Origin of the sequence: Mixta sp., assembly GCF_024610815.1 — a bacterium.
In the GTDB taxonomy this organism is placed as follows: domain Bacteria; phylum Pseudomonadota; class Gammaproteobacteria; order Enterobacterales; family Enterobacteriaceae; genus Mixta; species Mixta calida.
Map to the genome: position 1 here is coordinate 1 of NZ_JANION010000162.1, position 24,894 is coordinate 24,894.

The 24,894-nt window shown below is 62.9% G+C and carries 20 protein-coding genes; 7 read left to right on the plus strand and 13 right to left on the minus strand.

Annotation, left to right across the window (positions count from 1 at the left end):
- From MYY08_RS12230 to MYY08_RS12245, 4 genes are all read left to right on the plus strand, one after another.
- Nucleotides 1-938, plus strand: a 938-nt coding sequence (locus tag MYY08_RS12230) for a secretin GspD/PilQ domain-containing protein (protein ID WP_288014383.1), incomplete at its 5' end; no start/stop codon positions are given.
- Between the two features lie 8 nt (nucleotides 939-946).
- Complete coding sequence (hrpT, locus tag MYY08_RS12235; protein ID WP_038628605.1) at nucleotides 947-1,135, plus strand: HrpT family type III secretion system protein; 189 nt, start codon at nucleotides 947-949, stop codon at nucleotides 1,133-1,135.
- A gap of 186 nt (nucleotides 1,136-1,321) precedes the next feature.
- On the plus strand, nucleotides 1,322-6,697 hold the full coding sequence (locus tag MYY08_RS12240; protein WP_288014385.1) for an AvrE-family type 3 secretion system effector: 5,376 nt from the start codon (nucleotides 1,322-1,324) through the stop codon (nucleotides 6,695-6,697).
- Between the two features lie 12 nt (nucleotides 6,698-6,709).
- Nucleotides 6,710-7,141 (plus strand): type III secretion system chaperone, encoded by a 432-nt coding sequence (locus MYY08_RS12245; RefSeq protein WP_038628609.1) that lies wholly within the window; start codon nucleotides 6,710-6,712, stop codon nucleotides 7,139-7,141.
- A gap of 126 nt (nucleotides 7,142-7,267) precedes the next feature.
- Here MYY08_RS12245 and sctU read toward each other — a convergent pair whose 3' ends face one another.
- The 11 genes from sctU to sctW are packed head-to-tail and all read right to left on the minus strand — an operon-like array spanning nucleotide 7,268 to nucleotide 17,786.
- Nucleotides 7,268-8,353 carry a type III secretion system export apparatus subunit SctU gene (gene sctU / locus MYY08_RS12250; RefSeq protein WP_190296468.1) on the minus strand — a complete coding sequence of 362 codons (1,086 nt, stop codon included), beginning with the start codon at nucleotides 8,351-8,353 and terminating at the stop codon, nucleotides 7,268-7,270.
- Nucleotides 8,346-9,161: a type III secretion system export apparatus subunit SctT gene (sctT, locus tag MYY08_RS12255; RefSeq protein WP_038628614.1), complete on the minus strand. Its 816-nt coding sequence runs from the start codon at nucleotides 9,159-9,161 to the stop codon at nucleotides 8,346-8,348. The genes sctU and sctT overlap by 8 nt, the downstream gene beginning before the upstream one ends.
- Nucleotides 9,161-9,421: a type III secretion system export apparatus subunit SctS gene (sctS, locus tag MYY08_RS12260; protein ID WP_038628616.1), complete on the minus strand. Its 261-nt coding sequence runs from the start codon at nucleotides 9,419-9,421 to the stop codon at nucleotides 9,161-9,163. Before sctS ends, sctT begins: the two co-directional genes overlap by 1 nt.
- Nucleotides 9,422-9,428: 7 nt before the next feature.
- Nucleotides 9,429-10,085 (minus strand): type III secretion system export apparatus subunit SctR, encoded by a 657-nt coding sequence (gene sctR / locus MYY08_RS12265; RefSeq protein ID WP_038628618.1) that lies wholly within the window; start codon nucleotides 10,083-10,085, stop codon nucleotides 9,429-9,431.
- 3 nt (nucleotides 10,086-10,088) lie between these two features.
- Entirely contained in the window at nucleotides 10,089-11,129 is a 1,041-nt protein-coding gene (locus tag MYY08_RS12270; RefSeq protein WP_038628620.1) for a FliM/FliN family flagellar motor switch protein, read from the minus strand.
- The gene (locus MYY08_RS12275; protein ID WP_052133957.1) at nucleotides 11,126-11,788 is read right to left on the minus strand and encodes a type III secretion system HrpP C-terminal domain-containing protein; all 663 of its coding nucleotides are present in this window, start codon (nucleotides 11,786-11,788) and stop codon (nucleotides 11,126-11,128) included. The genes MYY08_RS12270 and MYY08_RS12275 overlap by 4 nt, the downstream gene beginning before the upstream one ends.
- Nucleotides 11,785-12,240 (minus strand): hypothetical protein, encoded by a 456-nt coding sequence (locus MYY08_RS12280; protein WP_052133958.1) that lies wholly within the window; start codon nucleotides 12,238-12,240, stop codon nucleotides 11,785-11,787. The genes MYY08_RS12275 and MYY08_RS12280 overlap by 4 nt, the downstream gene beginning before the upstream one ends.
- Nucleotides 12,224-13,579, minus strand: a complete 1,356-nt coding sequence (gene sctN, locus MYY08_RS12285; RefSeq protein ID WP_038628623.1) for a type III secretion system ATPase SctN — start codon at nucleotides 13,577-13,579, stop codon at nucleotides 12,224-12,226. The genes MYY08_RS12280 and sctN overlap by 17 nt, the downstream gene beginning before the upstream one ends.
- Nucleotides 13,573-14,433 (minus strand): FHA domain-containing protein, encoded by an 861-nt coding sequence (locus tag MYY08_RS12290; RefSeq protein ID WP_288014392.1) that lies wholly within the window; start codon nucleotides 14,431-14,433, stop codon nucleotides 13,573-13,575. The genes sctN and MYY08_RS12290 overlap by 7 nt, the downstream gene beginning before the upstream one ends.
- Complete coding sequence (locus MYY08_RS12295) at nucleotides 14,433-16,643, minus strand: FHIPEP family type III secretion protein (RefSeq protein ID WP_038628627.1); 2,211 nt, start codon at nucleotides 16,641-16,643, stop codon at nucleotides 14,433-14,435. The genes MYY08_RS12290 and MYY08_RS12295 overlap by 1 nt, the downstream gene beginning before the upstream one ends.
- A 12-nt stretch (nucleotides 16,644-16,655) precedes the next feature.
- Nucleotides 16,656-17,786 (minus strand): type III secretion system gatekeeper subunit SctW, encoded by a 1,131-nt coding sequence (gene sctW / locus MYY08_RS12300; protein WP_288014394.1) that lies wholly within the window; start codon nucleotides 17,784-17,786, stop codon nucleotides 16,656-16,658.
- 286 nt (nucleotides 17,787-18,072) lie between these two features.
- Between sctW and MYY08_RS12305 the strand changes: the two genes are divergently transcribed.
- The 3 genes from MYY08_RS12305 to MYY08_RS12315 all read left to right on the plus strand — a co-directional run bounded on the left by MYY08_RS12305 (nucleotide 18,073) and on the right by MYY08_RS12315 (nucleotide 20,867).
- Nucleotides 18,073-18,618, plus strand: a complete 546-nt coding sequence (locus tag MYY08_RS12305; RefSeq protein ID WP_103790867.1) for an RNA polymerase sigma factor — start codon at nucleotides 18,073-18,075, stop codon at nucleotides 18,616-18,618.
- A 115-nt stretch (nucleotides 18,619-18,733) separates the two neighbouring features.
- Nucleotides 18,734-20,218, plus strand: coding sequence for a PAS domain-containing sensor histidine kinase (locus tag MYY08_RS12310; protein WP_052133960.1), 1,485 nt, complete (start codon nucleotides 18,734-18,736; stop codon nucleotides 20,216-20,218).
- A 7-nt stretch (nucleotides 20,219-20,225) separates the two neighbouring features.
- Nucleotides 20,226-20,867 (plus strand): response regulator, encoded by a 642-nt coding sequence (locus MYY08_RS12315; protein WP_084971144.1) that lies wholly within the window; start codon nucleotides 20,226-20,228, stop codon nucleotides 20,865-20,867.
- Between the two features lie 78 nt (nucleotides 20,868-20,945).
- On the opposite strand, the gene MYY08_RS12320 is transcribed toward MYY08_RS12315, so the two are convergent.
- Together MYY08_RS12320 and MYY08_RS12325 are read right to left on the minus strand one after the other, a co-directional pair.
- The gene (locus MYY08_RS12320) at nucleotides 20,946-23,327 is read right to left on the minus strand and encodes a glycoside hydrolase family 3 N-terminal domain-containing protein (RefSeq protein ID WP_038628631.1); all 2,382 of its coding nucleotides are present in this window, start codon (nucleotides 23,325-23,327) and stop codon (nucleotides 20,946-20,948) included.
- A 3-nt stretch (nucleotides 23,328-23,330) separates the two neighbouring features.
- Entirely contained in the window at nucleotides 23,331-24,719 is a 1,389-nt protein-coding gene (locus MYY08_RS12325) for an MFS transporter (RefSeq protein ID WP_288014398.1), read from the minus strand.
- Nucleotides 24,720-24,894: the final 175 nt, after the last annotated feature.

The following is a 24,894-nucleotide window of genomic DNA, read 5'->3' on the forward strand; positions in this document are numbered from 1 at the left end:
TCGCCAATCCGTCGATCATGACGCTGGAGAATCAGCCCGCGGTGATCGACTTCAGCGACACCGCTTTTATCCGCGCCGTCGGCGAACGGGTTGCCGATATTCAGGCGGTCACCGCTGGCACCAGCCTGCGCGTCACGCCGCGCGCCATCGGCAGCAGCCAGTCGTCGGTGCAGCTGATTGTCGACGTCGAAGACGGCAAGCTGGAGAAAAACGATGACGGCGAAGCGGAAGGCACCAGCAACGGCGTGATCAGCACCCAGGCGCTGGTGCAGGAGCGGCGCTCGCTGGTGATGGGCGGCTTCCACACCAAGCAGAGCGGCGATCGCGAGCGTCGCGTGCCGATCCTCGGCAGCATTCCGCTGATCGGCAAGCTGTTCACCTCCACCCGCCATGAAACGTCGCAGCGCGAACGGCTGTTTATCATCACCCCGCACCTGGTGGGCGATCAGGTCGATCCTTCGCGCTACATCGCCGATGAGAACCGCACGCAGCTGAATGAAGCGATGGGCGACGTCAACCGCCGTCATAAATATACCGATATGAAAAGCCTGGTGGAGACGGCGCTGCGCGACCTGGCGGAAAACCGCGTGCCGACCGGCTTTTCGACCGGCGGCAGCGGCGAAACGCTGAGCGCGCTCTGTCGCCTGCCGGGCGGCCTGTTCAACGACTATCGTCGTCATCAGTGGTACCACAACAACTCGGTGCAGATTGCCGTCGGCGTGGTGACCAATAACAGCAACGTGACCCGCCGCTTCGACGAAGCGAGCTGCCGCAGCGACCGCACGCTGGCGGTCGCTGTCTGGCCGCGCGCCCAGCTGCGTCCCGGCGAATCCGCCGAGGTCTACGTCGCTTTTGAACCCGGCGCCGCCGCCCGTCCGGGCCGCGTCTCGCTGCTCTCATCCTCCGGCGGCGTCAGCGCCGGCCGTCTGTTACGTTAAGGATCGCTATGCTACGTAAACTCGCGTTAACCGTTCTGACGACTCTGCTGCTGAGCGCCTGCGCGCCGAAAGCGCCGTCGGGCTGTCAGGATATGCGCTGTCGTCCGCAGTCCAATCTGCAACAGCTCACTATCTGGTGGCAGCCGGAGCTGCGCAACGGCCCGTATGACTACACGCAGGTTCAGGTGCATCCCTGATCTCTCCAGGCGAGCAAAACCCGCTTCGGCGTTTTGCTCGCCCGCTTTCCTGCTTTTTACGCTCTCTGCCGCGCTCCATTTTTCTTGCTGTCCGCGCTTTTTTTGGAACCGCCTCACCGCATAAGCCACTCAGGGATCGGTTCGACGCGTCCGCATCGTTATCTGTTTATTCGCCGAGGAGGTTAAATGGCTTTTCCCCCTGTTATCGCTGGCGCCGCCGCCGCGCGCGGCGTGAGCGCCATGAGCGCCCGCAGCAGCGTCTCATCCGCTGTCGCCCAGGGCTCGGCGCGCGCCACGCAGCGCAGCAGCAGCAATTTACTTCAGGGCGCGGCGCGGGCGCCCGCTTCTGCCCGCCAGCAGCCGGGCGCCGCTTCCTCGCTGCGCCGTCAGCATTCGGAGCCGCAGCTGCCGCGCGGCGGCCAGCAGACGGAAGGCGGAGCGGCATTGCAGCGCCGCCACTCCACCGGCGACGCCAATGCGACGCCGGTCGATGCCTGGCCGGTCAATGCGCCGCCCGCGCGCCGTCATTCAGTGAGCGGCGCGGAAACCCCACATGCCGCTCAGCAGGCGGACAACGGCCCGGCGCTGCGGCGACGGCACTCCACCGGCGAGGCCAACGCGACGCCGGTTGACGGCAGGCCGGTAAAGCCGCCGCCGGCGCGCCGACACTCCCTCAGCGGAAGCGGCGAAACGCCTCGTCCTGCCGCACCGGCGCGCCGCCATTCGCTTTCCGCGCTCGCCGAACCGCATTCCGGCAGAACCGCTTCCGTTACGGACACCGCCGCGTCGCTGGCCGACTGGAGCAACACTATGCTGCAACTGGTCGATCAGATCTCGGAGCGCCACGCCGCCGCCCTCAGCGCGGATGAAAAAACCACGCTGGCGGCGAAGCAGGCGCAGCGTCAGCGGATGGAGCGCCCTTCTCCCGAAAGCCAGCCGCCGTCGGGCGCGGCGACGCCGCTGAACGGGCTGCTGAACAACCTGTCGCTGAACGGCGAACGCCTGAACATCAACGCCTCTCCCGCGCTCGCGCCGCTGCTGGAACAGACGCTGGGGAAAACCGACCAGCGCTACCGCTGGCACGCCAATAACGGCCAGCATCAGCACGTGCTGCTCGATCACAGCGGCCGCCTGCTGAACGTACAGGATTCGCCGCTCGCCTTTACCGCCATCGCGCACAGCAAGCCCGTTGCGCCGGAACAACAGCCCCGCATGGACCGCGCGGGCCAGCGCATCGCGCTGCTTCACAACGGCGTGCGCGAGCATCGTCCGCTGCCCGATCAGGCGGTGCAGAGCATGCTGACCGGCATCTTCAGCCACCAGCGCGCCGACGGCGCCCAGACCGAGCATCTGCGCCTGCATGAGAAGCGCCTCCACCGGTTCGATGAAAGCAGCCAGCGCTGGGAGCCGACGCACGGCGTCGATGAAAAAACCTTCGATAAGCTCAGCCGCCAGGGCGATAACCAGCTCTATGCGATTCAGGGCGACAAGCGTCTGCACAACCTCAGCAGCCAGCAAAAAAGCCTGATGTTCGATGACAAAATCGCCGCCTTTAGCGCCGGTTCGCAGGGTGAAATGGCGGTGGTATTAAAAGATAAAAAGACGCACGCGCAGCACCTACGGCTGTTGAACAGCATCACCACCCATGACTGGCAAAGTCCGAAGCTGGCGATGAAGCAGAGCGTAAACGGCCAGCAGAGCGATTTTCACCTCGGCGCCATCGCGCTGCACGGCGGCCAGATTCTGGCGGTCGATCCCGACGGCAAGCTGTTCAGCGCCGCGCCGCCCGCCGCAGGCGCCAGCGAAATCAACTTCAGCGAAGATCCGCGCAACCAGGCAGTGCAGGCGGCGTTTGGCGCGGGAGCGCAGATCGCCGCACTGCACAGCGACGGCCAGGGCCGTCTGCATGCGACGGTCAAAGACCGCATGGACAATGAACACAGCTGCCAGCTCGACGCCAACGGCGTGACGCCGGGCTGGAACCTGAGCGAAAGCATGGTGATGGATTACCAGAAGGGCCTGCGGCGCAGCGAACCGCTGCCGCACGCGGTGGTGGATTGCGGACGTCTCGGCAAGCTGGCGCTGATGGACGGCAACGTGCACTTTTACGATTCGACGTCGCAGCGCTGGGAGCCGACCTCGGAGAAAGCCGACCGCCTGGTGCGTGGCAGCGACGGCATGCCGATGAAGGTGGAAGATGGCGAAGCGAAGCCGTTGAAAATCAATCAGGCGGGCAATAAAACCCTCTATCACAACAACCTGTTCCAGCTGACCCAGGTGAAAAACAGCGTCAAAGCGGATCTGGCAGTGCACGGACTGGGCAAAGAGAGCAAAACGCAGACTATCGCCCCGCTGGGCAACGGGCGTCTGCTGTCGCTGAATGAGAGCGGCGAAGTGAAGCTGCACCAGACGTCGCCGGGCCAGCGCCGCGATCGTCTGCCGACGCAGACGCTGACCTCCGTCGGGCTGCCCGCCACGCAGGGGCTGACCGGCGACGCGGCGAAGCAGGCACAGCTGAAAGATATAGTGGTCAACGAACACAATAAGCTGTTCGGCCTGACCGGCGGCGGTCAACTGTTTATGCTGGACAGCAAGCAGTGGCAGAGCAATGGCGGCAACGGCTGGCAGCCGGTAAGCGCGCCGCCGAACCTCGGCACGCTGGCCAGCCTGCATACCGACGAAAAAGGTCGCCTGATGGCGGCGGACAGCAACGGCAACGCCGCGCGTCTGGAGGCGGGCGCCTGGCAGCCGGTTAACCGCCAGCAGGCGCTGAGCGCGCACCAAAACAACAGCTCCGCCGAAACCTTCGGTCGGCTGGGCGACGCGAGCAAAACGGGACGCATTCCCGGTACCCACGTCAGTTGGAAGCGGGAGATCGATCTGTTCGGCAGCACCGGCAACGACACGACGAAAGTGAACAACCCGTTCAGAAAACGTATGGAGGCGTTCGTACTGCGCACCTCCGGCGGCCTCTGCCCGCGTCCGCTGAAAAACCTTAACCATGAAGTGAAGCAGCGCTTTAAAGGCCATGAGGGACTGTCGCCGCTCTATCAGGCGCAGAACCAGATCGCGCACGATATCACTGCGCAGCATACCCATACCACGCAGCGCAAACCGCCGCTGGAGCAGCGCCTGCAAAAGCTGAATATTCATACCCGCGATCCGGCGCTGCATGAAGAGATCAACGCCTTCGCCGAAGATCTGGGACACAGTCTGATGCTGCGAAGCCGCGCGGTGGGTCAGCATTACGGCGTGCTTAACGAGAATAACCAGATCAATACCGACGCAGCCAGGCTTAAACACACGCATGGCGGCCATCTCAGCAGTTCACGCCAGCGCGACACCCGCATGGTCGGCACGCTGCATCAGATGATTGCCAACCACCCTTCGGCACACACGACGGCGGCGCAGAACGTGGTGACCGGCATGCAAAAGAGCCGGTTGACGATCGATCACCTTAAGCCCAACGTCGAAAAGCCGGTGCGCGACAGCGGCGATGAGCTGGGGCTGGTGAAGTCGCGGCTGTTTCTGGATGCGATGACGCAGCAGGGCCTGCACAGCGCGATCGATATTTATGAGCGCAGCCTGGCGTTCGGCGACAGCCAGGAGACCGCGCGCGCCGAGCTGCAAAAGAATATCCGCAAGCTGCGCGACGAGACCTGGGGCGGCAATACGGTGAAAAAGCTCACCGACCAGGGCTTCGCCAATCTTCAGCAGGTGGAGGCGAGCTATGACGCCATCAGGAAGATGACCAACGCCTTCAGCAAGCCGCACCACGGCCTTAACCTCACCTCGCGCACCCTGTTTAACGCGCCGAACCAGGCGCAGCTGATTGAGAACGTCGAGAAAGAGCTGAAATCCCTGAGCAACGGCGAGAGTCTGACGTTTAACAGCGGCTACGGCGCCTTCGCCTCCTCCATGGTGCTGCCGGGCAGCCAGACGCTTAACGTGACGGGCGCGCGCGTCAACGCCGATCGCGGTTACAGCCTCGCCTTTACGCGCGGCGAAGATGGCCTGACGGTGACCGTGGGACGCAACGGTTCTGGCGGCATCGCGCCCTTTACCGCGCTGGGCTACAACGTGTTGACCGGCCATGTCGACCCCAACGACGTCAGCTTCGGTAAAAACGACAGCCACACCGCTTCGCCGGTGGTCAGGCTGGGCGTCGCGGCGTCCGCGAATCTGCAACGTCAGGCGCAGAACAGCGTTACCTTCAGCCTGGGCGAGAACGAGCTGAACAGCTTCCTCAGCCGCCTGGCCAGCGACCAGATCGATCCGCTGGAGCTGCTGGATCGCGGCAACGACCATAAGGTGAAAAACGGCAGCACCTGGACTGCCAGCCTCGACACCAACGGCGCGGCGCAGGCCAGCATCGGCGTACCGATGACCAATAAAAACGAGAAGGAGCACATCGCCATGACGCGCGTCGGCGGCGGCGTTTCGGTCGGCGCCAACATCGCGGCGGCATCGCGCGAGCGCAACAACAACGGCAACGCCAGCAGCAACAAACATACCCGCAGCGATAACCGCGCGCGCTTTTTTAACCAGGGCAGCGCCGACGCACGCTTTATGTCGCCCACCGGTGTGACTAACCGCACCGATCAGGCGCGCCAGCCGATCTCCGCCATCACCGGCGCGGGGGTGCGCTTTAGCTTCGATAACCGCACCAAACAGGCGCTGAGCCTGGAACTGGCGCAGCCGCAGCGGTTGGCGGGCACCCATATCGATAAGCTGACCGAAAGCCTGTCGAAAGCCTTTACCGATCGCGCCACGGCGCAGCTGATGGCGTCGCTGAAAGATCCCGACGCGAAAAGCGATAAAACGGCAAAAACGCCCGATGAGAAGCTTGATGCGCTGCTGACCTTTTTCGGCCAGCACGAAGCGCAGGGCAAGGTCACCAACAACGCGCAGTATGGCGCTATTCGCGAGTTGGTGAAGCTGCGCCAGCAGCGTGAGGCGCTGACCCAGCGCGTGCCGCTGCCGGGCAGCGCGGAATATCAATCCACCTATAACAACCTCGCCAAAATCAACGGCAACGGCCTGCTGCACTGGATAGGCGATCTCTTCAGCCATGAAACGGAGTCCAACCATGAGCTGAGCAATGCCAACCGCATCCGCGCGATGATGGCGAACGATACGCATCTCAGCGGGCTGCTTCAGCAGATGCAGCTTTCCAGCGATACCCAGGCGGTAGTGACGCTGGAGCCGAAGGATGAAATGAAAGAGCGCCTGAACGCCGACTGGCTTGCCGGACGCATCAGCCGCGACGAACTGGAGAAGCGCCTGCAAACGCGTAGCGATATGCGCATCAAGTCGATCGCCTTTACCGAAAGCAAAAGCAAAAGCGACGGCGTCGCCACGCCGATGTTTCTGCTGGGCGGCGGCAGCAGCGTATCGATCGCCAAAAGCCGCAACCTGGGGAAAATCAGCTTTAGCTATGGCCGCGATCAGCAAAGCCCGCTCTCTTACACGCTGGAAGGCGAGCTGGCGAAGCGCAGCACCGAACAGCTGGCCGTTCCGTTGGGCGTCGCGCAACAGAACGGTCGGGTACTGAAAAGTTAACGGGAGCCACACATGAGCAATATCCTTTTACAGCGCCTGTTGGATCACTATGGCCGCACGCTGAATACTGAACTGACGCTGGAGAACGGCGTCTGCGCCCTGCTGGACGCGCAGCAACAGGAGCTGGTGGTGATGGAGCTGCCGCCGGGCGAGAACCTGCTGCTGCACTGCCGTATTATGCCGCCAGAGGAGATGGCGGACGATCCAGCCATGTGGCGCGCGCTGCTGGCAATGAATTTTGAGATGGAGGCGATGCGCGGCTGCTGGCTGGCGCTGGATGCGCAGCTGACGCTGCGGCTCTGCTGTCAGCAGCCGCTGGAGCAGCTGGATGCGCCGCGCTTCACCACGCTGGTGAACGCCTTTATCGAGCAGGGAGAGCAGATCCGGGGCTTTATGCCGACGCTGCTGACGCGCCTGGCGGAAACGGCGGAGACGGCCGCTTAGCCTGAGCGACGGCCTGTCGCACAGACGGGCCGTCAGGCGTATCGATACACGGATGAAACAGGCTGGTTCAGGGAAGCGGCCGCGCCTGCGCCAGCAAAGCTGTCAGCATTAAACAGCTGGCTCACGTTATTCATCCTCCATTTCAATCACCTCATCCATATAGTGATCCTCCAGCTCGCGCAGCAGGCGATAAACCTGCGCCACCGCCTTCAGCGTTTCGCGCGGGATCCAGCCGCCCTCCGGCGTGGTGCGATAAAGCGTGCGCGCCAGCCAGATATAGCGGATCACCGGAATGCGCGCGCGCTGCGCCTGCTCGATCAGATAGTGCGCGTCGTCGTCGCTGGCCTTAAACAGCAGGCGCGGCAGCGGCGTTTCCCCCGGACGATAGTAAAGCCCGACGGCAAAATGGGTCGGGTTGACCAGCAGCACGTCCGCTTCCTCCACCGCCACCTGACGCGGCGCCCTGGGCGCTTCGTTCAGGATTTCGTGCGCCACCTGGCGGCGGTGCCCTTTCATATGCGGGTCGCCTTCGCTCTGCTTATATTCGTTGCGAATATCCTCGTGGCTCATACGCTGCTGCTTAAGGTAGAAATATTTTTGCAGGCCGAAATCGAGCGCGCTCATCGCCAGCAGCGCCATCAGCACCTGGCGCGCCGCCTTGATAAACAGCGACAGCACGCCGTGCCAGAAAGTGTTGAGATCGGTCTGCGCCAGCCGCGCCAGATTGCCGATCTCCGGCTCCAGCGCGAACCACAGTACGACGCCGATGACCGTCGCCTTGATAATGCTGGTCAGCAGCTGGGTGAACTGCCGCGCCGAAAACATATTTTTAAAGTGGTTCACCGGGTTCAGGCTTTCCAGCTTCGGCATCATCGCCTCCACGGCGAACAGCGGGCCGAATTGCAGCCAGCCGCCAACAATGCGCAGCAGCATGGCGATTGCGCCGACAAGGGTGGAAAACAGCAGCAGCACCATCAGCGAGTCGGTCACCACCTCCTCCATCGCGTGGCCGAACGGCTGGCCGATACGCATCAGCGGCAGCATGATCATCGATTCCATGCGCTGCATGCCGCTGTCCACCAGCGCGAAAATCGCTTCCAGAATGCTAATCGAAATCAGCAATTTGGGAATATCCTGGCTCTGGCTGACCTGCCCTTTTTTGCGCGACTCCTGCAATTTTTGCGGGGTCGCGTCTTCCGTTTTTTCACTCATGTGCCGCGCCTTTTGTATCAAACAGATGGGGAAGCAGATGGCTCAGATCGCGCAGCTCAAACAGCCGTTCGCCGGCGAGGTGGTTGAGCAGCGGCAGATAAAGCACGAAAAACAGCAGGCCGAGCAGACATTTCAGCGGGATCGCCAGCACCGTCGCCTGGATCTGCGGACTGTAAATGCTGATGATGCCGACGGCGAAATCAAGCAGCAGCAGCAGCCCTACCAGCGGACCGGCGTAGAGCACCATACTGACGAAGGTCTCCTTCAGCAGCCCCAGCCACACTTCCCAGCCCTGCGCGCTCAGCGGCGGCAGCCAGGTCAGCGGCGGCCAGATGCGGTAGCTGTCCCAGATCAGCTGCGTCGCCGCGTTCAGGCCCGGCCCGACGATCAGCAGCAGGATGATTACCTGCTTCATCAGGTAGCCCAGCGGCGTGGCGTCCGGCCCCAGCTGCGGGTTGATCTGCCCGCCCATCAGCGCGCCGCGCTGGTTGTCGAACAGCGCGCCCACCGATTCATACATCCAGAACGGCAGTCCGAGGATCAGGCCGATCAATGTGCCGAGGATCAGCTCTTTGATCGCCAGCCCGGCATAAGCGACCAGCGACAGCGAAGCGCCGAGCATATCGTGGTAAAGCAGCGGCGCGATAAACAGCGCCAGCGCCGCCACGATCGCGGTGCGCAGCACCCCTTTAATGGCGGAAAAGGAGAAAATCGGCGTCAGCAGCAGACAGGGGAAAATGCGCGCCATACCGAGCAGCAGCGCCAGCAGCGCGTTGAACAGCTGGTCGAGCGCGTCGCTCCACAGCATCAGCTGCCCACCCGCGACATCATGGCGAAGGCGTTTTGCGTCAGCTGAATCAGCTCCACGCCAACCCAGCGTCCGGTCAGCACCAGCGTCATGCCGACCGCCACCAGCTTCAGGCAGAACGGCAGCGTCTGGTCCTGCAACTGCATCGCCGCCTGCACCAGCGAAATCACAATCCCCACCAGCACCGCGACGATCAGCGGCGGCGCGGAGAGCAGCACCACCAGCAGCATCGCCTGGCGAAAAAAGGTCAATATCTCCATCGCCGCCTCACAGATAGCTGTAGAACAGGCCGTCCAGCAGCCGCGTCCAGCCGCTGACCAGCACAAACAGCAGGATTTTCAGCGGTAGCGAAACGGTCATCGGCGACACCATCTGCATCCCCAGCGCCAGCAGCACGTTGGAAACGATGAGATCGACCACCAGGAACGGAATAAAAATCAGAAAGCCGATTTTGAAGCCGTTTTGCAGCTCCGACAGCACGAAGGCGGGAATAATCAGCAGCGGGCTCTGCGGCGTGATGCTCTGCGCCATCTCTTTCGGCCACATGCGCGCGCCGTTCTCCTGTAAATGCACCAGAATATCGGGGTCGGTGTTGTGCGACATAAAGTTTCTCAGCGGCTCCGCGCCGTTGCCGAAGGTATATTCCAGCCGCTCCATATTGCTGAAATCGAGCGGCATCGCCTGCACGCGCTGGCTGATATCGTTGAACACGGGCGCCATCACGAACAGCGTCGCGGCCAGCGCGATGCCGTAAAGCGCCATGTTAGGCGGCACCTGCTGCACGCCCATCGCGTTGCGCGTCAGCATCAGCACCATCGAAATCTTCAGAAAACAGGTACAGATAATCATCAACATCGGCACCAGCGAAAGCGCGCCGAGGAACAGCGCCAGCATCATCGGGTTAAGCGACTGCATCTCCGTCATCGCTTACCTGCCGTGGCTCAGGGGGTTGACGCTGCCCGGCAGCATATGGGTGATTTGTAGCCCCAGCCGCCCTTCCACATCCACCAGCTCGCCTTTCGCCAGCGGGAAATCGCCGTGACAGAGCAGCGCTTCGCCCGGCTGCACGTTATCCACCATCACCGTCGCCCCGCGGTTCAGTCGTTGCAGCTCGCCCAGCGTCAGGCGCAGCTGGCCGCAGCGCACCGTCAGCGCCAGCGGCAGCGCGTCAAACGCCGCGGCCTCCGACGTCGGTTCGTCCTGCCATTCCTCTTCAGAGTGCTCAACAGGGGTCGTATCATCGTTATCGTAGGGAAATGTCACAGAGGGGATCTCCAGGTCAGAAAGAGTAAAAAAGGCGCGGTCCGCCTCGCCATTCAGCGTGCCGCTCAGTTGCAGGCCGCCAAGCCGCACCCTGCCTTCGCCGTCAGGGGAGAAGCTGGCACGCGTGGGCAGCAGCACATCCTCAGGCCGCAGCCGCGTGAGCTGCGCGACGCTCAGGGTCAGCCCCCCCAGGATCAACGGGAAACCCAGCGGCAGCGCGTCGGGCAGCGCCGTGTTCACCGGCTGCCAGCCCGGCTTATCCAGCAGAGCGTTGATCGTGGCGATCGGGGCGGTCAGGCTGCCCTGCGCGCGCAGGTCGCCCAGCGTCAGCGTCAGCCGCAGCGTCAAGGGCGCGGCGGACGCGGCGACATCGTCAGGCGCCAGCTCGCCGAGCAGCGTGGCGATCTGCGGGCTGATCGCCTGGTTGAACAGCGGCCAGTACCAGGGCGTCAGCGCCGCTTCAGCGTACGGCAGCGCAGGACAGTCGGAGAGCAGCGCCAGCACGCTTTCCGCCTCGCCAATCCACAGCGGGCCGCCGTCGCAACGCAGCGCCAGCGCGTCGCTGGCTGGGGCGGCGCTGGTCAGGCGCAGCGTCAGCGCGCCTGCGTCGTCATTCAGCTGATAAGGGAAGCACTGACCGGCGCCGATACGCTGGCGCAGCCGCGCCTCCTCCGCATTCAGGCGCGGCAGCGAAATCCGTTTCATGCCTGCCCCCGCTGTTCAAAACGCAGGCGCACGCGACAGGCCATGCGGCGGCGCAGCGCCTGACGGCAGCGCTCCTGATGCGCCTCCAGCGCGCCCAGCGCCGACGGGGAGAAACGCAGCGCAATATCCCAGCCGCCAGCGGTCAGCGGCTGCATACGCGCGTCCACCTCGCCGAGACGCGGCAGCAGCAGCGTCATGGCGACCGGGCCGTCCGGCTGGCGATCGACCACGCGGCCCAGCTCCGCCTCCAGCGGCTGCCAGAGTGCCATCGGCGCCGCGCCCGATGCGCCCGAAGCGGCGGGCGGCGCAAAGCGCGGCTGGGTCGGGAGTTCCGTTACGCCGATGGAGAGCGGCAGTGGCGCTGGCGATGTATCCAGCAGGGCGCTGAACAGCATGCCGTCCGGGCAGGCGCTTTCCGGCTGTTCGCCGCGTTTCGCCGCCCCGCTCTGGGCGCTGGTAGGGCTACGTTCGCTGCGGCCGCGCTCCGCGCCGCGCGGCTGCGGTTTCGGCTGCGCATTGGCGGGCTGCGGCTGAGCGGGCTTCGGACGCGTCGGCTGCGGCGCGGCGCGTGGACGATCTTCCGCCTGCGCGCGTGGTTCGCGCCGCTCCGGTTCAGGGCGCAGCTTCGTGGCGGGACGCTCGGTGATAAAAGGATTCATGACGGCATCTCCTGCATCAGCATTTCCAGTTTCTCCAGCTCGCGCTGGCGCTGCTGGGTTTCCGCGCGCGCCGCCGCCAGCCGGGCGCTCTGCGTGTCGCACTGCACGGCGCAGTCGCTTAAGATCTGACGCTGGCGCTGCATCGCGTCGGCGGCGCGCTGCTCCTGTTGCAGCCCACGCTGTAATTCGGTCAGCGGCTGATGTCCAAGATGCGCCCCGTCAAAACCGTCGCGCAGCGTCTGATACGCCGCCCGCCGCTGCGTCAGCTGCCGTTCGGCGTCGCGCTGCGCGCTTTGCAGCTGCGCCAGCCGCTGTTCATGCTGGCGCTGTTGACGTTCGCTGCGGCGCAAACGCTGACGGCGGATCGGCAGCAGCAGCGCGAACGCCTCGCGCAGGTTTTCGCCGCTCTCCCCGGCGGGCAGTTCGTCAGGCAGATTAATTTTCCGGCGCATGGGCGCTTACCTCCGAAAGATGCTGCAACGTCTGCTGCCACTCGCTGGGCTCGCGCGTCGCCTGGCGCAGATAGCCGTTGATATCGGGCTGCGCGTTGACGGCGGCGTCGGTCATCGCGTCGTGGCCGGGCTGATATTCGCCGAGGCGGATCAGCATCTCCACCTGCTGCCAGGCGGCCATCATGCGGCGCAGCTGGGTCGCGTCGCGCATCTGTTCGCGCGTCACCACGTTGCTCATGGTGCGGCTGAGGCTGGTCAGCACGTCAATCGCCGGATAGTGGCCGCGCTCCGCCAGGCGGCGCGACAGCACGATATGGCCGTCGATCAGCGAACGCACCTCGTCAGCGACCGGATCGTTCATCGAGTCCGCCTCAATCAGCACCGAATAGAGCGCGGTGATCGCGCCGCTCTGCGTCTGCCCCGCGCGCTCCAGCAGGCCGGGCAGTAAGGTGTAGACCGAGGGCGGCAGGCCGCCGCGTCCGGGCGGCTCGCCGAGCGCCAGGCCGATTTCGCGCTGGGCGCGGGCGAAACGGGTCAGGGAATCGAGGATCAGCAGCACGCTTTTGCCCTGCTCGCGGAAGGCTTCGGCGATGGCGGTGGCGGTAAAGGCGGCGCGGGCGCGTTCCATGCTGCTGCGATCGGAGGTGGAGCAGATCAGCACCGTGCGGCTGCGCAGCGCCTCGTCCAGCTCGTGATCGAGGAATTCGCGCAGCTCGCGGCCGCGTTCGCCGATCAACCCAAAGACGATGACGTCGCAGGGGGCGTTGCGCGCCAGTTCCGCCAGCAGCGTGGTTTTGCCGCAGCCCGCGCCAGCGAAAACGCCGACACGCTGGCCGACGCCGATGGTCAGCATGCCGTCGATGGCGCGCACGCCGGTCGGCAGAGGCGTCGAAATACGCGGGCGCGCGGTGGGCGGCGGCGCGTCGCCCAGCACCGGAATTGTATGTTCCGCCTCGCCCGGCAGCGCGAAGGCGCCGACGCCCTGCCCATCTATCGGGCGGCCGAAGCCGTCCAGCACGCAGCCGAGCAGCGCATCGGAGACGCAGATGCTGTGCGGCAGATAGAGCGGCGTCACGCGTGCGCCCTGGGCGATGCCGTCCAGCGGGCCGAGCGCCGACAGCAGGGTATGCTGCGGATTGAAGCCCACCACTTCCGCCATCACGCTGTCGCCGTCGCGTTCGATGCGGCAGAGATCGCCGATGCGCGCGCGCGGCAGGCTGCACTCCAGCAGAATGCCGCTGATGCCGGTGATGCGGCCGCAGACGCTGACCGCGTCGGGCTGGCGCAGGCGCTGCTGCTGCTGGCTGAACCAGCTGTCGAGATCCGCGCGCATCACCATTTCACCGTAATCGGATCGCGGCCGCTGAACTCCACGCGATCGTCAGTGATCGCCACCAGCCGCAGATCGCCGATCTGATCGCCGATAAACAGCCGATCGCCCTCGTCGGTGACGATATTGGCGCGCGCGCCGGTGGCGATCTGCACAATGCGAAACGGCAGCTTTTTCTCCAGCGGACGCACCGCGCTTTTTACCGGCGCGCTGGCGCTGTAACGCGCATAGAAGCGCGTCATCATGCGGTTGAAGACGCTCATCTGCGCTTTGTTCAGCGTGCCGCTCAGCAGCAGACGCTCGCCCTGACGGGATATCTGAACGTTGTTCGCCAGATCGCGCTCGCGCAGCATAATCTGCAACGGCGCGCGCAGATCCTCTACCGTGCCCCACGCCGGACGCGAACTCTCCGCGGCGGGCTGCGCCACCGTCGGCTGTAATATCCAGCTCACCACGGTAAAGCTGAACAGCAGCAGCAGGCCGAACAGTACGCCGCGCATCCAGCGCGGCGTACCGGACGCGCGCGCCACAGGCGCTTCCGGCGCGGCGGCCGGAGCGACGAACGCGCTGGCGGGCAGCGCCGCCGCCTCGTGCCACGGCGTGCTGGCCTGCGCGACGCAGAGCCAGACGCCGCCCAGCACAAACGGCTCCTCCGGCGTGACCGGTTCGCCCTCTTCGGCTTCCGCCTGCTGCGCCAGCCACCATTTTTTTTCATGACGGCGCAGCCAGCGTTCGCTGTCGGCGGCGCTTTCATCGCTCAGCAGCAGATCCGCCTGCGGCGAGGCGCCGATCTGCCAGAGATCGCCGCTGAGCGGTAAAGCGGCGCCGCAATGCAGGCCGGACAGCACGCGCAGTTCAAACATTATTCTCCCTCCCAGCTGGTGAGTGAATAAAAGGCGGGATCGGCTTCCAGGCGGCCAAGCACATGCACCGCCAGCGCCGGTTCCAGTTCAGCGAACGACAGCACCGGCACCTGATGGAAAGATTCGGCGATCAGCGCGCGCAGCGGGCCGCGCAGATCCTGCGCCGCCAGCAGCACCGACTGCCGTTCGTTGCCGGTGGTGAAGGCGCGGCGCACCTGCTGATGCACCGACTGAATTTGTTCCTGGCTGAGCGCGAAGAAGATGTCGTTTTGCGTCTGACGCAGGCTGTCGCGCAACGCCTCTTCCAGCTCCGGCGCCAGCAGCCAGGCGTGAATGCCGTCCGCCTGGCTGTACTGATGGCACAGATGGGTTTTCAGGGTGATACGCACCTGCTCGGTAAGCAAAAAGACGTCGCGCTCGTGCTGGCCATGTTCGATCAGCGCTTCGGCGATGGCGCGCACCGAACGCAGCGGAATACGTTCCGCCACCAGCTTTTGCAGCACGCTGGAGAAGCGCGCCAGCGGCATGACGCGTTGCAGCTCCTGCGCCAGTTCCGGCTGTTCGCTCTCCAGCCAGCCCATCAGCGCGCGCGTCTCTTGCAGGCCGATAAAGTGCGGGCTGCTGGCATGAATGGCGTTCTCCATGCGCTTCAGCAGCAGCTCGGCGGCGGTCCAGCGCGCCACCGCTTCATTTTCCAGCAGCGGATGGTCGGCGGGCAGCCAGAGATAGTCCGCTTCCTGACGCAGCGCCTGGCCCAACGCCGGTTTGAGCGGCGCGGCTTCCGCCTGCGCCGCCTCCTGGCCTGCGGCGGGCGCGGCGACGGCGGTCGATTCTGCGGATGCGCTCAGCGCCTGCTGCTCCTGCGCGCTGAGGCTCTCCAGCCAGCGCGCCTCCACCGCCACGCAGCCGGTGTTAAAGGTGCCCATGACTTTCGGGATCTCATAGACCGAGAAGCGGAACTCGTCCGCCTCCAGCCGGTCGCTGAATTCGATATCGAACGCCGGCAGGGTAAAGCCGAAGTGGTAGACGATGCGGTTGCGCAGGCGGCGGATCTCCTGCACCAGATCGAGGGTTTCCGCTTTGCCGCGACAGACGGTCGGGAACTGGATCAGATAGGGGCGCGTCGGGTTGAACTGGCGCAGATCTTCACGACCGTTCAGCTCCGGCGGGATCACTTCGTTTTCCATCTGCGGCTGGGCAAGGCGCAGCGTATGACGCGCGCGCCATACCTGAAAGCCGCCGCTGCTGAGGGTAATCAGCGCCAGCAGGGTAAAGACCATTCCCGGCATTCCCGGCACCAGCGCGAAGCCCAGCATTCCCATCGAGGCGAGGATCCAGGCCTTCGGCTGGCTGGTAAGCTGCTCGGCGATCTCGCGGCCGATATTCGGCGCGTCGATCGTGTCGGCGTCTGAGGAGACGCGGGTGATGATCATTCCCGCCGTCAGCGAGATCAGCAGCGCGGGGATCTGGGCGATCAGCCCGTCGCCGATGGTAAGGATCGAGAAGACGTGCATCGCTTCGCCCGCCGACATCCCGACCTGTAACACGCCGATGCTGATACCGCCGATCAGGTTGATAAACAGGATCACCAGCGCGGCGATGGCGTCGCCCTTTACAAACTTCATCGCGCCGTCCATCGCGCCGAACAGTTGGCTCTCTTTCGCCAGATCGCTGCGACGCGACTTCGCCTGATGCACGTCGATCAGCCCGGCGCGCAGATCGCTGTCGATCGACATCTGCTTGCCCGGCATCGCGTCGAGGGTAAAGCGCGCCGCCACTTCCGCCACGCGCTCCGATCCTTTGGTGATCACCAGGAAGTTGACCACGGTCAGGATCAGGAACATCACCATCCCCACCGCCAGGTTGCCGCCTACCACGAAGCTGCCGAACGCCTCGACAATATGCCCGGCGTCCTGCTGGATCAGAATCTGGCGCGTGACCGAAATAGACAGTGCCAGGCGGAACATGGTGGTGAGCAGCAGCACCGCCGGAAAGGTGGAGAACGCCAGCGGTTTCGGCAGGTACATTGCCAGCACGATCAACAGCGAAGAGAGGCAGATATTGAGCGCGATCAGGGTATCGATCAGCGGCAACGGCAGCGGAATGATCAGCATAAACACCAGCGCCAGCGCGAAGGCGGCCCCGACGATCTCAGAGCGCTGCATGGCGCTGATGGCGATTTTATTCAGGATTAAAAACAGGCTGTTCATCTCACGTCTCTCTTACCGCTTGCTCCAGGCGCGATGCGCCTGTTTACGTTCGTTGTCCAGCAGCGCCGCGCTGTGGTTCGCCAGCAGCGTCAGTGCGGTTTTGCGTCCGTCTTTCACTTTCCACAGCGCCAGCGGCAGGCTGCGCACCAACGGCAACACCGCGTTGAAAAACATCGACAGCTGGCGCGGGCTGGCGTTGGCCACCACGTCTTCGCCCAGCTGTTGCAGATCCTGTTGCCAGGCGCCGTGATGGCTGAAATGCAACAGGCGGCGCGTCAGTTCCGTCGCGCCGATGGCGTGCAGCGTCATCTTGCCCGCCATGCGGTCCAGCATTTTCTGGCTCTCTTCCAGCGTGTGCCCCACCTGACGCGCCTCGGCCAGGCCGTTCTGGATATGACGCAGCGCGCCGGTGCTGATCGAGGAGGCGAGCGCGGCGATATCGTCGGCCAGCGCCCGTTGCAGCGTGCGCAGCCCGGAGACGAACTGCGTCGGATCGGTGTGCGCCAGCAGCAGATCGACCATCGCCAGCGCCGACTGCTGATGCACGATGCTGTCGTAATAGAGATTGCGCAGCGTCTGACGCTGCTGCGGGTGCGCGCTGTATTCCGCAAACGCCGCGGCGGTGTTCAGCCCGGCGCGCAGGCGTTCGCCGTGCTGGGTTTGCAGCGTCTCCAGATGGCGGCTAATGGTTTCGCACAGCGCGTTGTCGCCCTGATCGCGCGCCTCGCGCTCCATCACGCGCAGCAGCAGATCGCAGCGCGCCGGATCGTTATCCAGCTGCGACAGCAGTTCATCGGTATCCGCCGGCGGTTTGCGCTTCAGCGTGTCACGCAGCTGGCTCAGATGCGCTTCGCGCCGCGACGGATCGCCGGAGTCGAGCATGGCGTAGAGCTTGTGCAGCTGCACTTTGCCCGCCTGCTGCCGATGGCGCAGCCCATGCTGCTGCTGACGGCGCTGCTCGGCCTTTTTCTGGCTTTCGGCGCGCTCGGAAAACATCAGCCCCACCTCTTCTTTCATGTCGTTGGCGCTGGTATCGGCCACGCTTTGCTCCGCCCGCTCGGCGCTTTTGTTCGGCCCACTGTCGGCGGCTTTCATCAGGGCTTTAAAAGGGTGCGGCATTAGCGGCAGGTTTGGCTTCAGCATCGCCCGTTCCTCATCAGGTTGACCCCGGTTAAGTGGGCTCGCCGCGCGCCAGGTTCCAAAAAAAGATGAAATAAAAAACCTCACCGGCAGGTAATAATTAATCAGCGAAACTTGTGTAAAAAATGGCACAGCAAATAAAAGCGGTTTTGCCGTTTTTTTCTCAGATATATCCTGGATGAGTTGCGCGTAAATAATAAAAACAAGCTGTTAGTTCGTTAATTTTTGCTGGCACAGCGCTTGCTATAGCCATGAGGCAATCACTTTTGATTCCTCTGGAGAAAATAAGATGATGACCACTCTTGCCAGCCAGCCAATAACCGTAGAAGCCGTTGCCGTCAATATCGACTGGTCTGATGTTTTCAAGAAAAATAATAAGAAATTACTGAATTTCATTCGCAAACGCGTGGCGAACTATGAGGATGTGGAAGATATTGCCCAGATGACCTGTCTGGAAGTGCTGCGCAACTGTCATAAATTTATCGGCGCCTCGCGCCCGGAAACCTGGATGTTCGGCATCGCAATTAATCTGATCCGTAATTACTATAAAAATCAGCAGGGTCGCTTTTTATTTGATACGCTCAACGATGAGATTCTTACCGGTATGCTTTATGACAGCGATCCGAGCGATATCACGGAAAATGAACGGGTTTTAGGCGCTACCCTCGCCTCTATCGAAACGTTGCCGGAGGATCTAAAAACCATGCTGTCGATTCTGGTTGGTCATGACGGCAGCTATCAGGATGTGGCGCAGCAGCTTAATATTCCGGTGGGCACCGTACGCTCCCGTCTTTCCCGCGCCAGAGAAACATTAAAAAGCCGCGTTTACGCCTGAGATTATTCTGAGGTTGTATTGAAAAGCGGAAAGGCAACAGGGAAGTTTATTTTATTAGCATCGCGCGAAGTTTCCTGTTACGCGCATGAATGAGACCCGATCTGGAGAGCCGCGATTGCAGAATTATTCCGATTATCTTAATCCTGCGCTGACGCCATCCGATACCCTTTCCTCTATTGCGTTAAATCGTATTCACGATGCGATTTATTTAGTGGACCGGGCGCTGCGGATAAAATATGTCAACGAAAAGGCATGCAAATTAATGGGCTTTTCCCAGCGCGCGCTGATGCAGATCAGTTTCGCCGCGCTCGATCATGAACTCAAAGATGATGACGTGGCGGCGCTGTGGTGGAAGCTGACGATGCGACCGGAAGGGATCACCTTTACCTCACAGCATACTCCGCGCCGGGGCGAGCCGATCTCCGTTCAGGTCAGCTCCAGTCTCTACCTGCACGGCGGCGTGCCGCATGCGCTGTGCGTGGTGCGCGACGTGCGCGAGCTGAAACAAAAAGAGGCGATCCAGCAGCTACGCGAGAAGCAGTTCCGCGCCCTGGTGGAGAACTCGCCGGATATGATCGCGCGCTTCGATCTGTCGCTGCGCTGCGTTTACGTCAACCCGCCGGTGCTGAAATGGTTTGACGGCCAGGAACAGGATATTTACCGCTGGCAGCTGACCGAAGCGGTGCCGCACCACGAGGCGGGCATGGCGCTGCTGCGGCTGGTGTCGCACAGCCTGGCGAGCGGCGAGCAGGCGGAGGGCGAGCTGACGCTGAACCACGGCGATCGCAAACGCATCCTGCATGTGCGCAGCGTGCCGGAGTTCGATCTGCACGGAGAGCTGGAGAGCGTGCTGACGGTCGGGCGCGATATTACCGCCATCCGGCTGGCGGAAGAGGAGCTGCGCGAGGCGCATCAGCAGCTGCGCCTGCTGGCGCGCAACCAGGAGGCGCAGCGCGAAGCGGAGCGCAAACACCTCGCTCATGAGATCCACGATGAGCTGGGGCAGCATTTGACGTCGCTGCGCGTCGGACTGTCGCTGATCCGCATGCAGTCGCCGGAAGCGGGCGACGCGGTGCATCAGCAGGTGGATAATCTGATGCAGCTGGTCGACGGTACCATTCAGGTGGTGCGCGACGTTTCCACCCGTCTACGGCCCAATATGCTGAATCTCGGCCTGGTGCCGGCGCTGGAGTGGCTGCGCGACGAGTTCAACAAGCATAATACGACCCGCTGTATCTTTGTGCCGCCTCACGGGAAAGATCTCCGCCTTAGCGACGAGTGCGTCACCGCCGCCTTTCGCGTGGTGCAGGAGTCGCTGACCAACGTGCAGCGCCACGCCGGGGCCACCAGCGTCTATCTCTTTATGAAGCAGGATGGCGACAGGCTGCGCATTGATGTGGTCGATAACGGTAAAGGTTTCGATATGCGCCGCGTGCGCCCTAACGCCTGGGGGCTGCCGGGCATGGTGGAGCGGGCGGCAATGCTGAACGGCGAGGTGGTGATCGACAGCAAGCCCGGCGAAGGCACACGCGTACAGCTGAGCTTCCCCCACCGGCCGCCGGTCCTCTCCCGCACGCTGTTTACGAAGAAAAATAAGTGAGTAACCGATGACACAAGCAATTCGCCTGATGATCGCTGACGACCACGCCATTATGCGCGAGGGACTGAAGCAGATTTTCCTGCTGGACGACGGCATTAAGGTGGTGGGCGAGGCAGCCGACGGCGGCCAGGTGCTGGAACGGCTGCGCGAAGGCGGCGTGGATCTGCTGCTGCTGGATATCTCTATGCCCGGCATCAGCGGTGAGGATCTGATCAACCGCATCACTCTGCAATATCCGGCGCTGCGCATCCTGGTGCTGAGCATGTATAACGAGCCGCAGATCGCCCGCCGCGTGCTCTACTGCGGCGCGCTGGGCTATATCACCAAAGATAAAAACCCGGAGGCGCTGCTGGCGGCGATCCGCCAGGTGGCGCGCGGCTCACGCTATATCGATCACGAGCTGGCGCAGGAGATTGTCTTTTCGCAGTACCAGAGCGGCGACCGACCGCCGCATGAGAACCTGACGATGCGCGAGCGGCAAATTATGATCATGCTGGCGCACGGCGAAAGCATCAACGCCATCGCCGACGCGCTGGTGATCAGCAATAAAACCGTCAGCACCTATAAATCGCGGCTGATGAAGAAGATGAAGTTCACCACCAACGCCGAGATTGTAAAGTACGCCATCAGTCATCATCTGGTGCAGTAGCGGGCGCTTTCACCGATATCCGCGCCGAACCTCGGCATCCCGACGCGGGTGGAAACGGTGAAAGCGCCCTTAGCCGCACTAGCGACCGCGCGCAACTTCGCAGTGGCTGAGCATCCGCCACTGCTGGGGCAGCCGCCGCGTCTCGCCGGTTAGCGTCACTACCGTCCGCTGACGAATATCGCCGCTGGAGGCGCCCACCTGCAATTCAAACTCGCCAGGCTCGACGATGCGCTCCCCTTCCCGGCTGGTGAAGTTCAGCATGTCGGTCGGCAGGAAGAAGGTTAGCCGCGCCGTTTCGCCCGGCTCCAGCATGACGCGCTGAAAGGCTTTCAATTCCTGCACCGGCCTGACCATCGAGGCGACATTGTCACGCACGTAGAGCTGTACCACCTCGCTGCCCGCGCGTTGGCCGCTGTTAGTTATCTCCAGCGCAACCTCAATGGTGCCCTGCGCCACCGGCGTCTCCGGCTGCGCCAGGCTCAGCGGGCCGTAGGTAAACTCCGTCCAGGTTTTGCCGTAGCCGAACGGATAGCGCGCGCCGAAATGAAAGGCGAACGGCGTGCCGCCGCTTTTCAGCTTGTGGTTGTAGTAGTAGGGCATCGCGCCAGCGCTTTTCGGCACCGACAGTACCAGCCTGCCTGTCGGTTCAGCGCGGCCGGTCAGCACGTCGGCCAGCGCGTAGCCGCCCTCCTGCCCCGGCGCCCAGGCCATCAGCAGCGCCGCCACGCGATCCTCCAGCCCGCTCAGGTGATAAGGCCGTCCGCCGGTCAGCGCCACCACCACCGGCTTGCCGGTCGCGACCAGCGCCGCCAGCAGTTGCTGCTGCACGCCCGGCAGCGTGAGGCTGTCCGTATCCGAACCTTCGCCCACCGTGCCGCTCTGGAACAGGCCCGCCAGGTCGCCAACGCAGGCGACCACCACGTCGCTGTTTTTCGCCAGCGCCACCGCCTCGGCGATAAGGGACGTATCCTGCGACACCGGCGACTGCTGCATCGGCTTGCCGGCGCTGTCGCCGGGGAAAACCGGCGCGCCCGCCATGCGTTTTTCAATGATATGGCAGCCGCGCGCATAGCTGACCTGCGTGTCGCCCAGCGCCTCGCGCAGCGCCTGCAATGGCGTGGTGACCTGCGCCGCCTGGTCCTGCATATCGCTGATGATCAGATGTACCGGAAAACTGTAGCCGCTGAGCAGCGCCAGCGGATCGTCCGCCGTCGGGCCGATCACCGCTACACGCTGTTCCGGCTTCAGCGGCAACGCGCCGTTATTCTCCAGCAGCGTAATCGAGCGCGTCGCCGTCTCGCGCGCCAGCCGCCGCGCATTCTCGCTTTGCAGGCTGATGCGGTTTTCATCGGCGTAGGGCTGTTCAAACAGTCCAAGACGGAATTTTTCCGTCAGCAGACGCGCCACGATCTCATCGACTTTTTCCATCGTAATCAGCCCGCGCTCGACCGCTTGCGCCAGATGCTGCGCGCAGTCATCTTTCGGCAGTTCGATATCCAGCCCGGCGTTAAAGGCCAGCGCAGCGGATTCCGCCGCGTCGCGCGCCACGCCGTGATGCTGATGCAGCAGGCTGACGCCGCCGTAATCGGCGACGATGATGCCGTCAAAGCCCCAGCGCTCGCGCAGCAGCGTGGTCAGCAGGAAGGCGTCGCTGTGCGAAGGCTGATTATCGATGTCGTGATAGGCGGGCATCACGGAACCGGCATTGGCCAGCTTTACCGCCATCTCAAACGGCAGCAGGAAAGTGTCGTTCAGCTCGCAGAAGCCGAGATGCACCGGCGCATGGTTGCGTCCCCCTTCGCTGAAGGAGTGGCCGACATAGTGTTTCAGCGTCGCCAGCAGGTCGCGCTTTTCGCCCTGGAGCCCCCTGACGAAATGGGTCGCCATCACGCCGACCAGCCAGGGATCTTCGCCGAAGGTTTCTTCAGTGCGCCCCCAGCGCACGTCGCGCGAAACGTCCAGCACCGGCGCCAGCCCCTGCCGACAGCCAGTAGATCGCGCCTCTTCGCCGATGGCCGCGGCCACCTGCTCGATCAGCTCAGGGTCCCAGGTGGAGGCATAGTTCAGCGGCGACGGAAACAGCGTGGCGTCCTTGCACAGCAGGCCGACCAGACACTCTTCATGGAACAGCGCCGGGATGCCGAGCCGCGTCTCCTCCATCAGCGTTTTTTGCAGGCGGTTGGCTGCTCTGACGCCATCGCGCGCGTCAACTACGTGCGTGCCCAGCGGGCGCGTAATTTGTCCAACGCCGCGCCGTAGCCGCGCGTTCAGGTCGTTCAGCTGACCGGCGCCGGAAAAACTGTCGCTGAGGTCGCTGCGTTCGCGGTGGTTGCCGTCGGCGGACAGGATGAGCCAGAAGGCGTGCATCTGGGCGAACTTCTCTTCCGGCGTCATACGCGCCAGCAGATCGGCGACGCGTTCCGCCACCGGGCGCTGCGGGTTCTGATAAATTGCGGTCATACATTACTCCTGAATTGCGGAAACAAGCGGAGGCGTGTCTTCGTGATGCTGACGCTTCTGCGCCAGCTCGCTGGCAATCTCAGCCACTCTTCGGCTGCTGAGTTTGTAGAGGCAGAGCAGCAGCGCCATGCTGAGAAACAGCGCCGAAGGAATCAGGGTGAAAAGCGCGTTGATGGTGGTCAGCACGCCTGCCGACTGCTGCGCCTGGTTAGGCAGATAGTCCACCAGCGCCAGAATCCAGCCGACCAGCGCGCCGCCGAGCGCCAGGCCGAACTTAATGGCGAATAGCGCGGTGGAGAACACCAGCCCGTCAAGCCGCCGCCCGCTGCGCTGTTCTTCATAATCCACCACGTCGGAGAACATGGCCCACTGAAGCGGCGTCGTCAGGTTCTGAATAAAGCTGAAGACGATATTAATGCCGAATATCCACCAGAGCGCGACCGGCGGTAAAAAGAAAATCAACGAGCCGAGCAGCACGAAAGTGATAATCGTCCACTGGTAAGCGCGCACGCGGTCGAATTTCCCCAGCAGCCGTTCGGATAATAAGGCGCCCAGCAGCGCCGCCGCCATGCCGGAAACAATAAAGGCGAAAACCAGCTCCGGGCGCAGCAGCACATATTTCACGTAATAGAGCGTGGCGGAACCGCGCGTGACTATCGCGGTCAGTAGCAAAATATTAAAGATGAAAATAATGCGCCACTGACTGTTGCGCGTCAGGGTTTTTAAATCGCTCAGCATCGAACCGCTGTTTTCCGCTGCGGAATAATAACGCTCACGCGTCATGGCGAAGCAGCAAAAAAAGAGCACCACGCCCAGCATGCCCATCAGGCTCATGGCATAGAAATAGCCTTTCTGCGGGTTGTCATCGCCCAACCAGTTCACCAGCGGCAGCGCAATTACCGTGACGATCAGCCCGCCGATAAACGACAGCCCGAATCGCCAGGACTGGAGCGAATGGCGCTCGCGTGGGGCGAGCGTCAGCGCGCCGGGCATCGCGCAGTAGGGCACGTTAATGGCGGAGTAAACCAGGCTCAGCAGCGTGTAAGTAACGCAGGCGTAAATGATTTTCACCGTCGGCCCGGCGTCCGGCACGTAGAAGGTGATCAGGCAGCAGACGCCAAACGGCACCGCGAACCAGAGCAGCCAGGGACGAAAGCGGCCATGGCGGGTGCGGGTGCGATCGACCAGCGCGCCGATGCAGGGATCGACGAAGGCGTCCAGCGCGCGCACCAGCAGAAACATGGTACCCATAATCGCTGCGGGCAGCCCATAAACGTCGGTATAAAAATAGGCGAGAAACAGCGTCGCCGTTTGCCAGACCAGCGCGCTGGCCATATCACCCAGGCCGTAGCCTATTTTTTCTTTTTTACCCAATACGGAACAGGTCGCCATTATTACTCCCCTTCTACCCGCAGCGCGTTATTTAACGGAGGGCTTGATTAAGCCGTGCCCGTTAATGTTGTAAAAGAGAGAGGGAATGACAATTGCTAAATTTATTTGCCGTTTTATGTTTTTGCGTAAATGTGACGCGAGGCGAATTAATAATGAACACAAAGATATTTCCGAA

Excerpts from the sequence above, each read along its gene's own strand:
- hrpT (WP_038628605.1), top strand. The coding sequence starts at position 947 with ATGCTACGTAAACTCGCGTTAACCGTTCTGACGACTCTGCTGCTGAGC.
- MYY08_RS12240 (WP_288014385.1), top strand. The coding sequence starts at position 1,322 with ATGGCTTTTCCCCCTGTTATCGCTGGCGCCGCCGCCGCGCGCGGCGTG.
- MYY08_RS12245 (WP_038628609.1), top strand. The coding sequence starts at position 6,710 with ATGAGCAATATCCTTTTACAGCGCCTGTTGGATCACTATGGCCGCACG.
- sctU (WP_190296468.1), bottom strand. The coding sequence starts at position 8,353 with ATGAGTGAAAAAACGGAAGACGCGACCCCGCAAAAATTGCAGGAGTCG.
- sctT (WP_038628614.1), bottom strand. The coding sequence starts at position 9,161 with ATGCTGTGGAGCGACGCGCTCGACCAGCTGTTCAACGCGCTGCTGGCG.
- sctS (WP_038628616.1), bottom strand. The coding sequence starts at position 9,421 with ATGGAGATATTGACCTTTTTTCGCCAGGCGATGCTGCTGGTGGTGCTG.
- sctR (WP_038628618.1), bottom strand. The coding sequence starts at position 10,085 with ATGACGGAGATGCAGTCGCTTAACCCGATGATGCTGGCGCTGTTCCTC.
- MYY08_RS12270 (WP_038628620.1), bottom strand. The coding sequence starts at position 11,129 with ATGAAACGGATTTCGCTGCCGCGCCTGAATGCGGAGGAGGCGCGGCTG.
- MYY08_RS12275 (WP_052133957.1), bottom strand. The coding sequence starts at position 11,788 with ATGAATCCTTTTATCACCGAGCGTCCCGCCACGAAGCTGCGCCCTGAA.
- MYY08_RS12280 (WP_052133958.1), bottom strand. The coding sequence starts at position 12,240 with ATGCGCCGGAAAATTAATCTGCCTGACGAACTGCCCGCCGGGGAGAGC.
- sctN (WP_038628623.1), bottom strand. The coding sequence starts at position 13,579 with ATGGTGATGCGCGCGGATCTCGACAGCTGGTTCAGCCAGCAGCAGCAG.
- MYY08_RS12290 (WP_288014392.1), bottom strand. The coding sequence starts at position 14,433 with ATGTTTGAACTGCGCGTGCTGTCCGGCCTGCATTGCGGCGCCGCTTTA.
- MYY08_RS12295 (WP_038628627.1), bottom strand. The coding sequence starts at position 16,643 with ATGAACAGCCTGTTTTTAATCCTGAATAAAATCGCCATCAGCGCCATG.
- sctW (WP_288014394.1), bottom strand. The coding sequence starts at position 17,786 with ATGCTGAAGCCAAACCTGCCGCTAATGCCGCACCCTTTTAAAGCCCTG.
- MYY08_RS12305 (WP_103790867.1), top strand. The coding sequence starts at position 18,073 with ATGATGACCACTCTTGCCAGCCAGCCAATAACCGTAGAAGCCGTTGCC.
- MYY08_RS12315 (WP_084971144.1), top strand. The coding sequence starts at position 20,226 with ATGACACAAGCAATTCGCCTGATGATCGCTGACGACCACGCCATTATG.
- MYY08_RS12320 (WP_038628631.1), bottom strand. The coding sequence starts at position 23,327 with ATGACCGCAATTTATCAGAACCCGCAGCGCCCGGTGGCGGAACGCGTC.
- MYY08_RS12325 (WP_288014398.1), bottom strand. The coding sequence starts at position 24,719 with ATGGCGACCTGTTCCGTATTGGGTAAAAAAGAAAAAATAGGCTACGGC.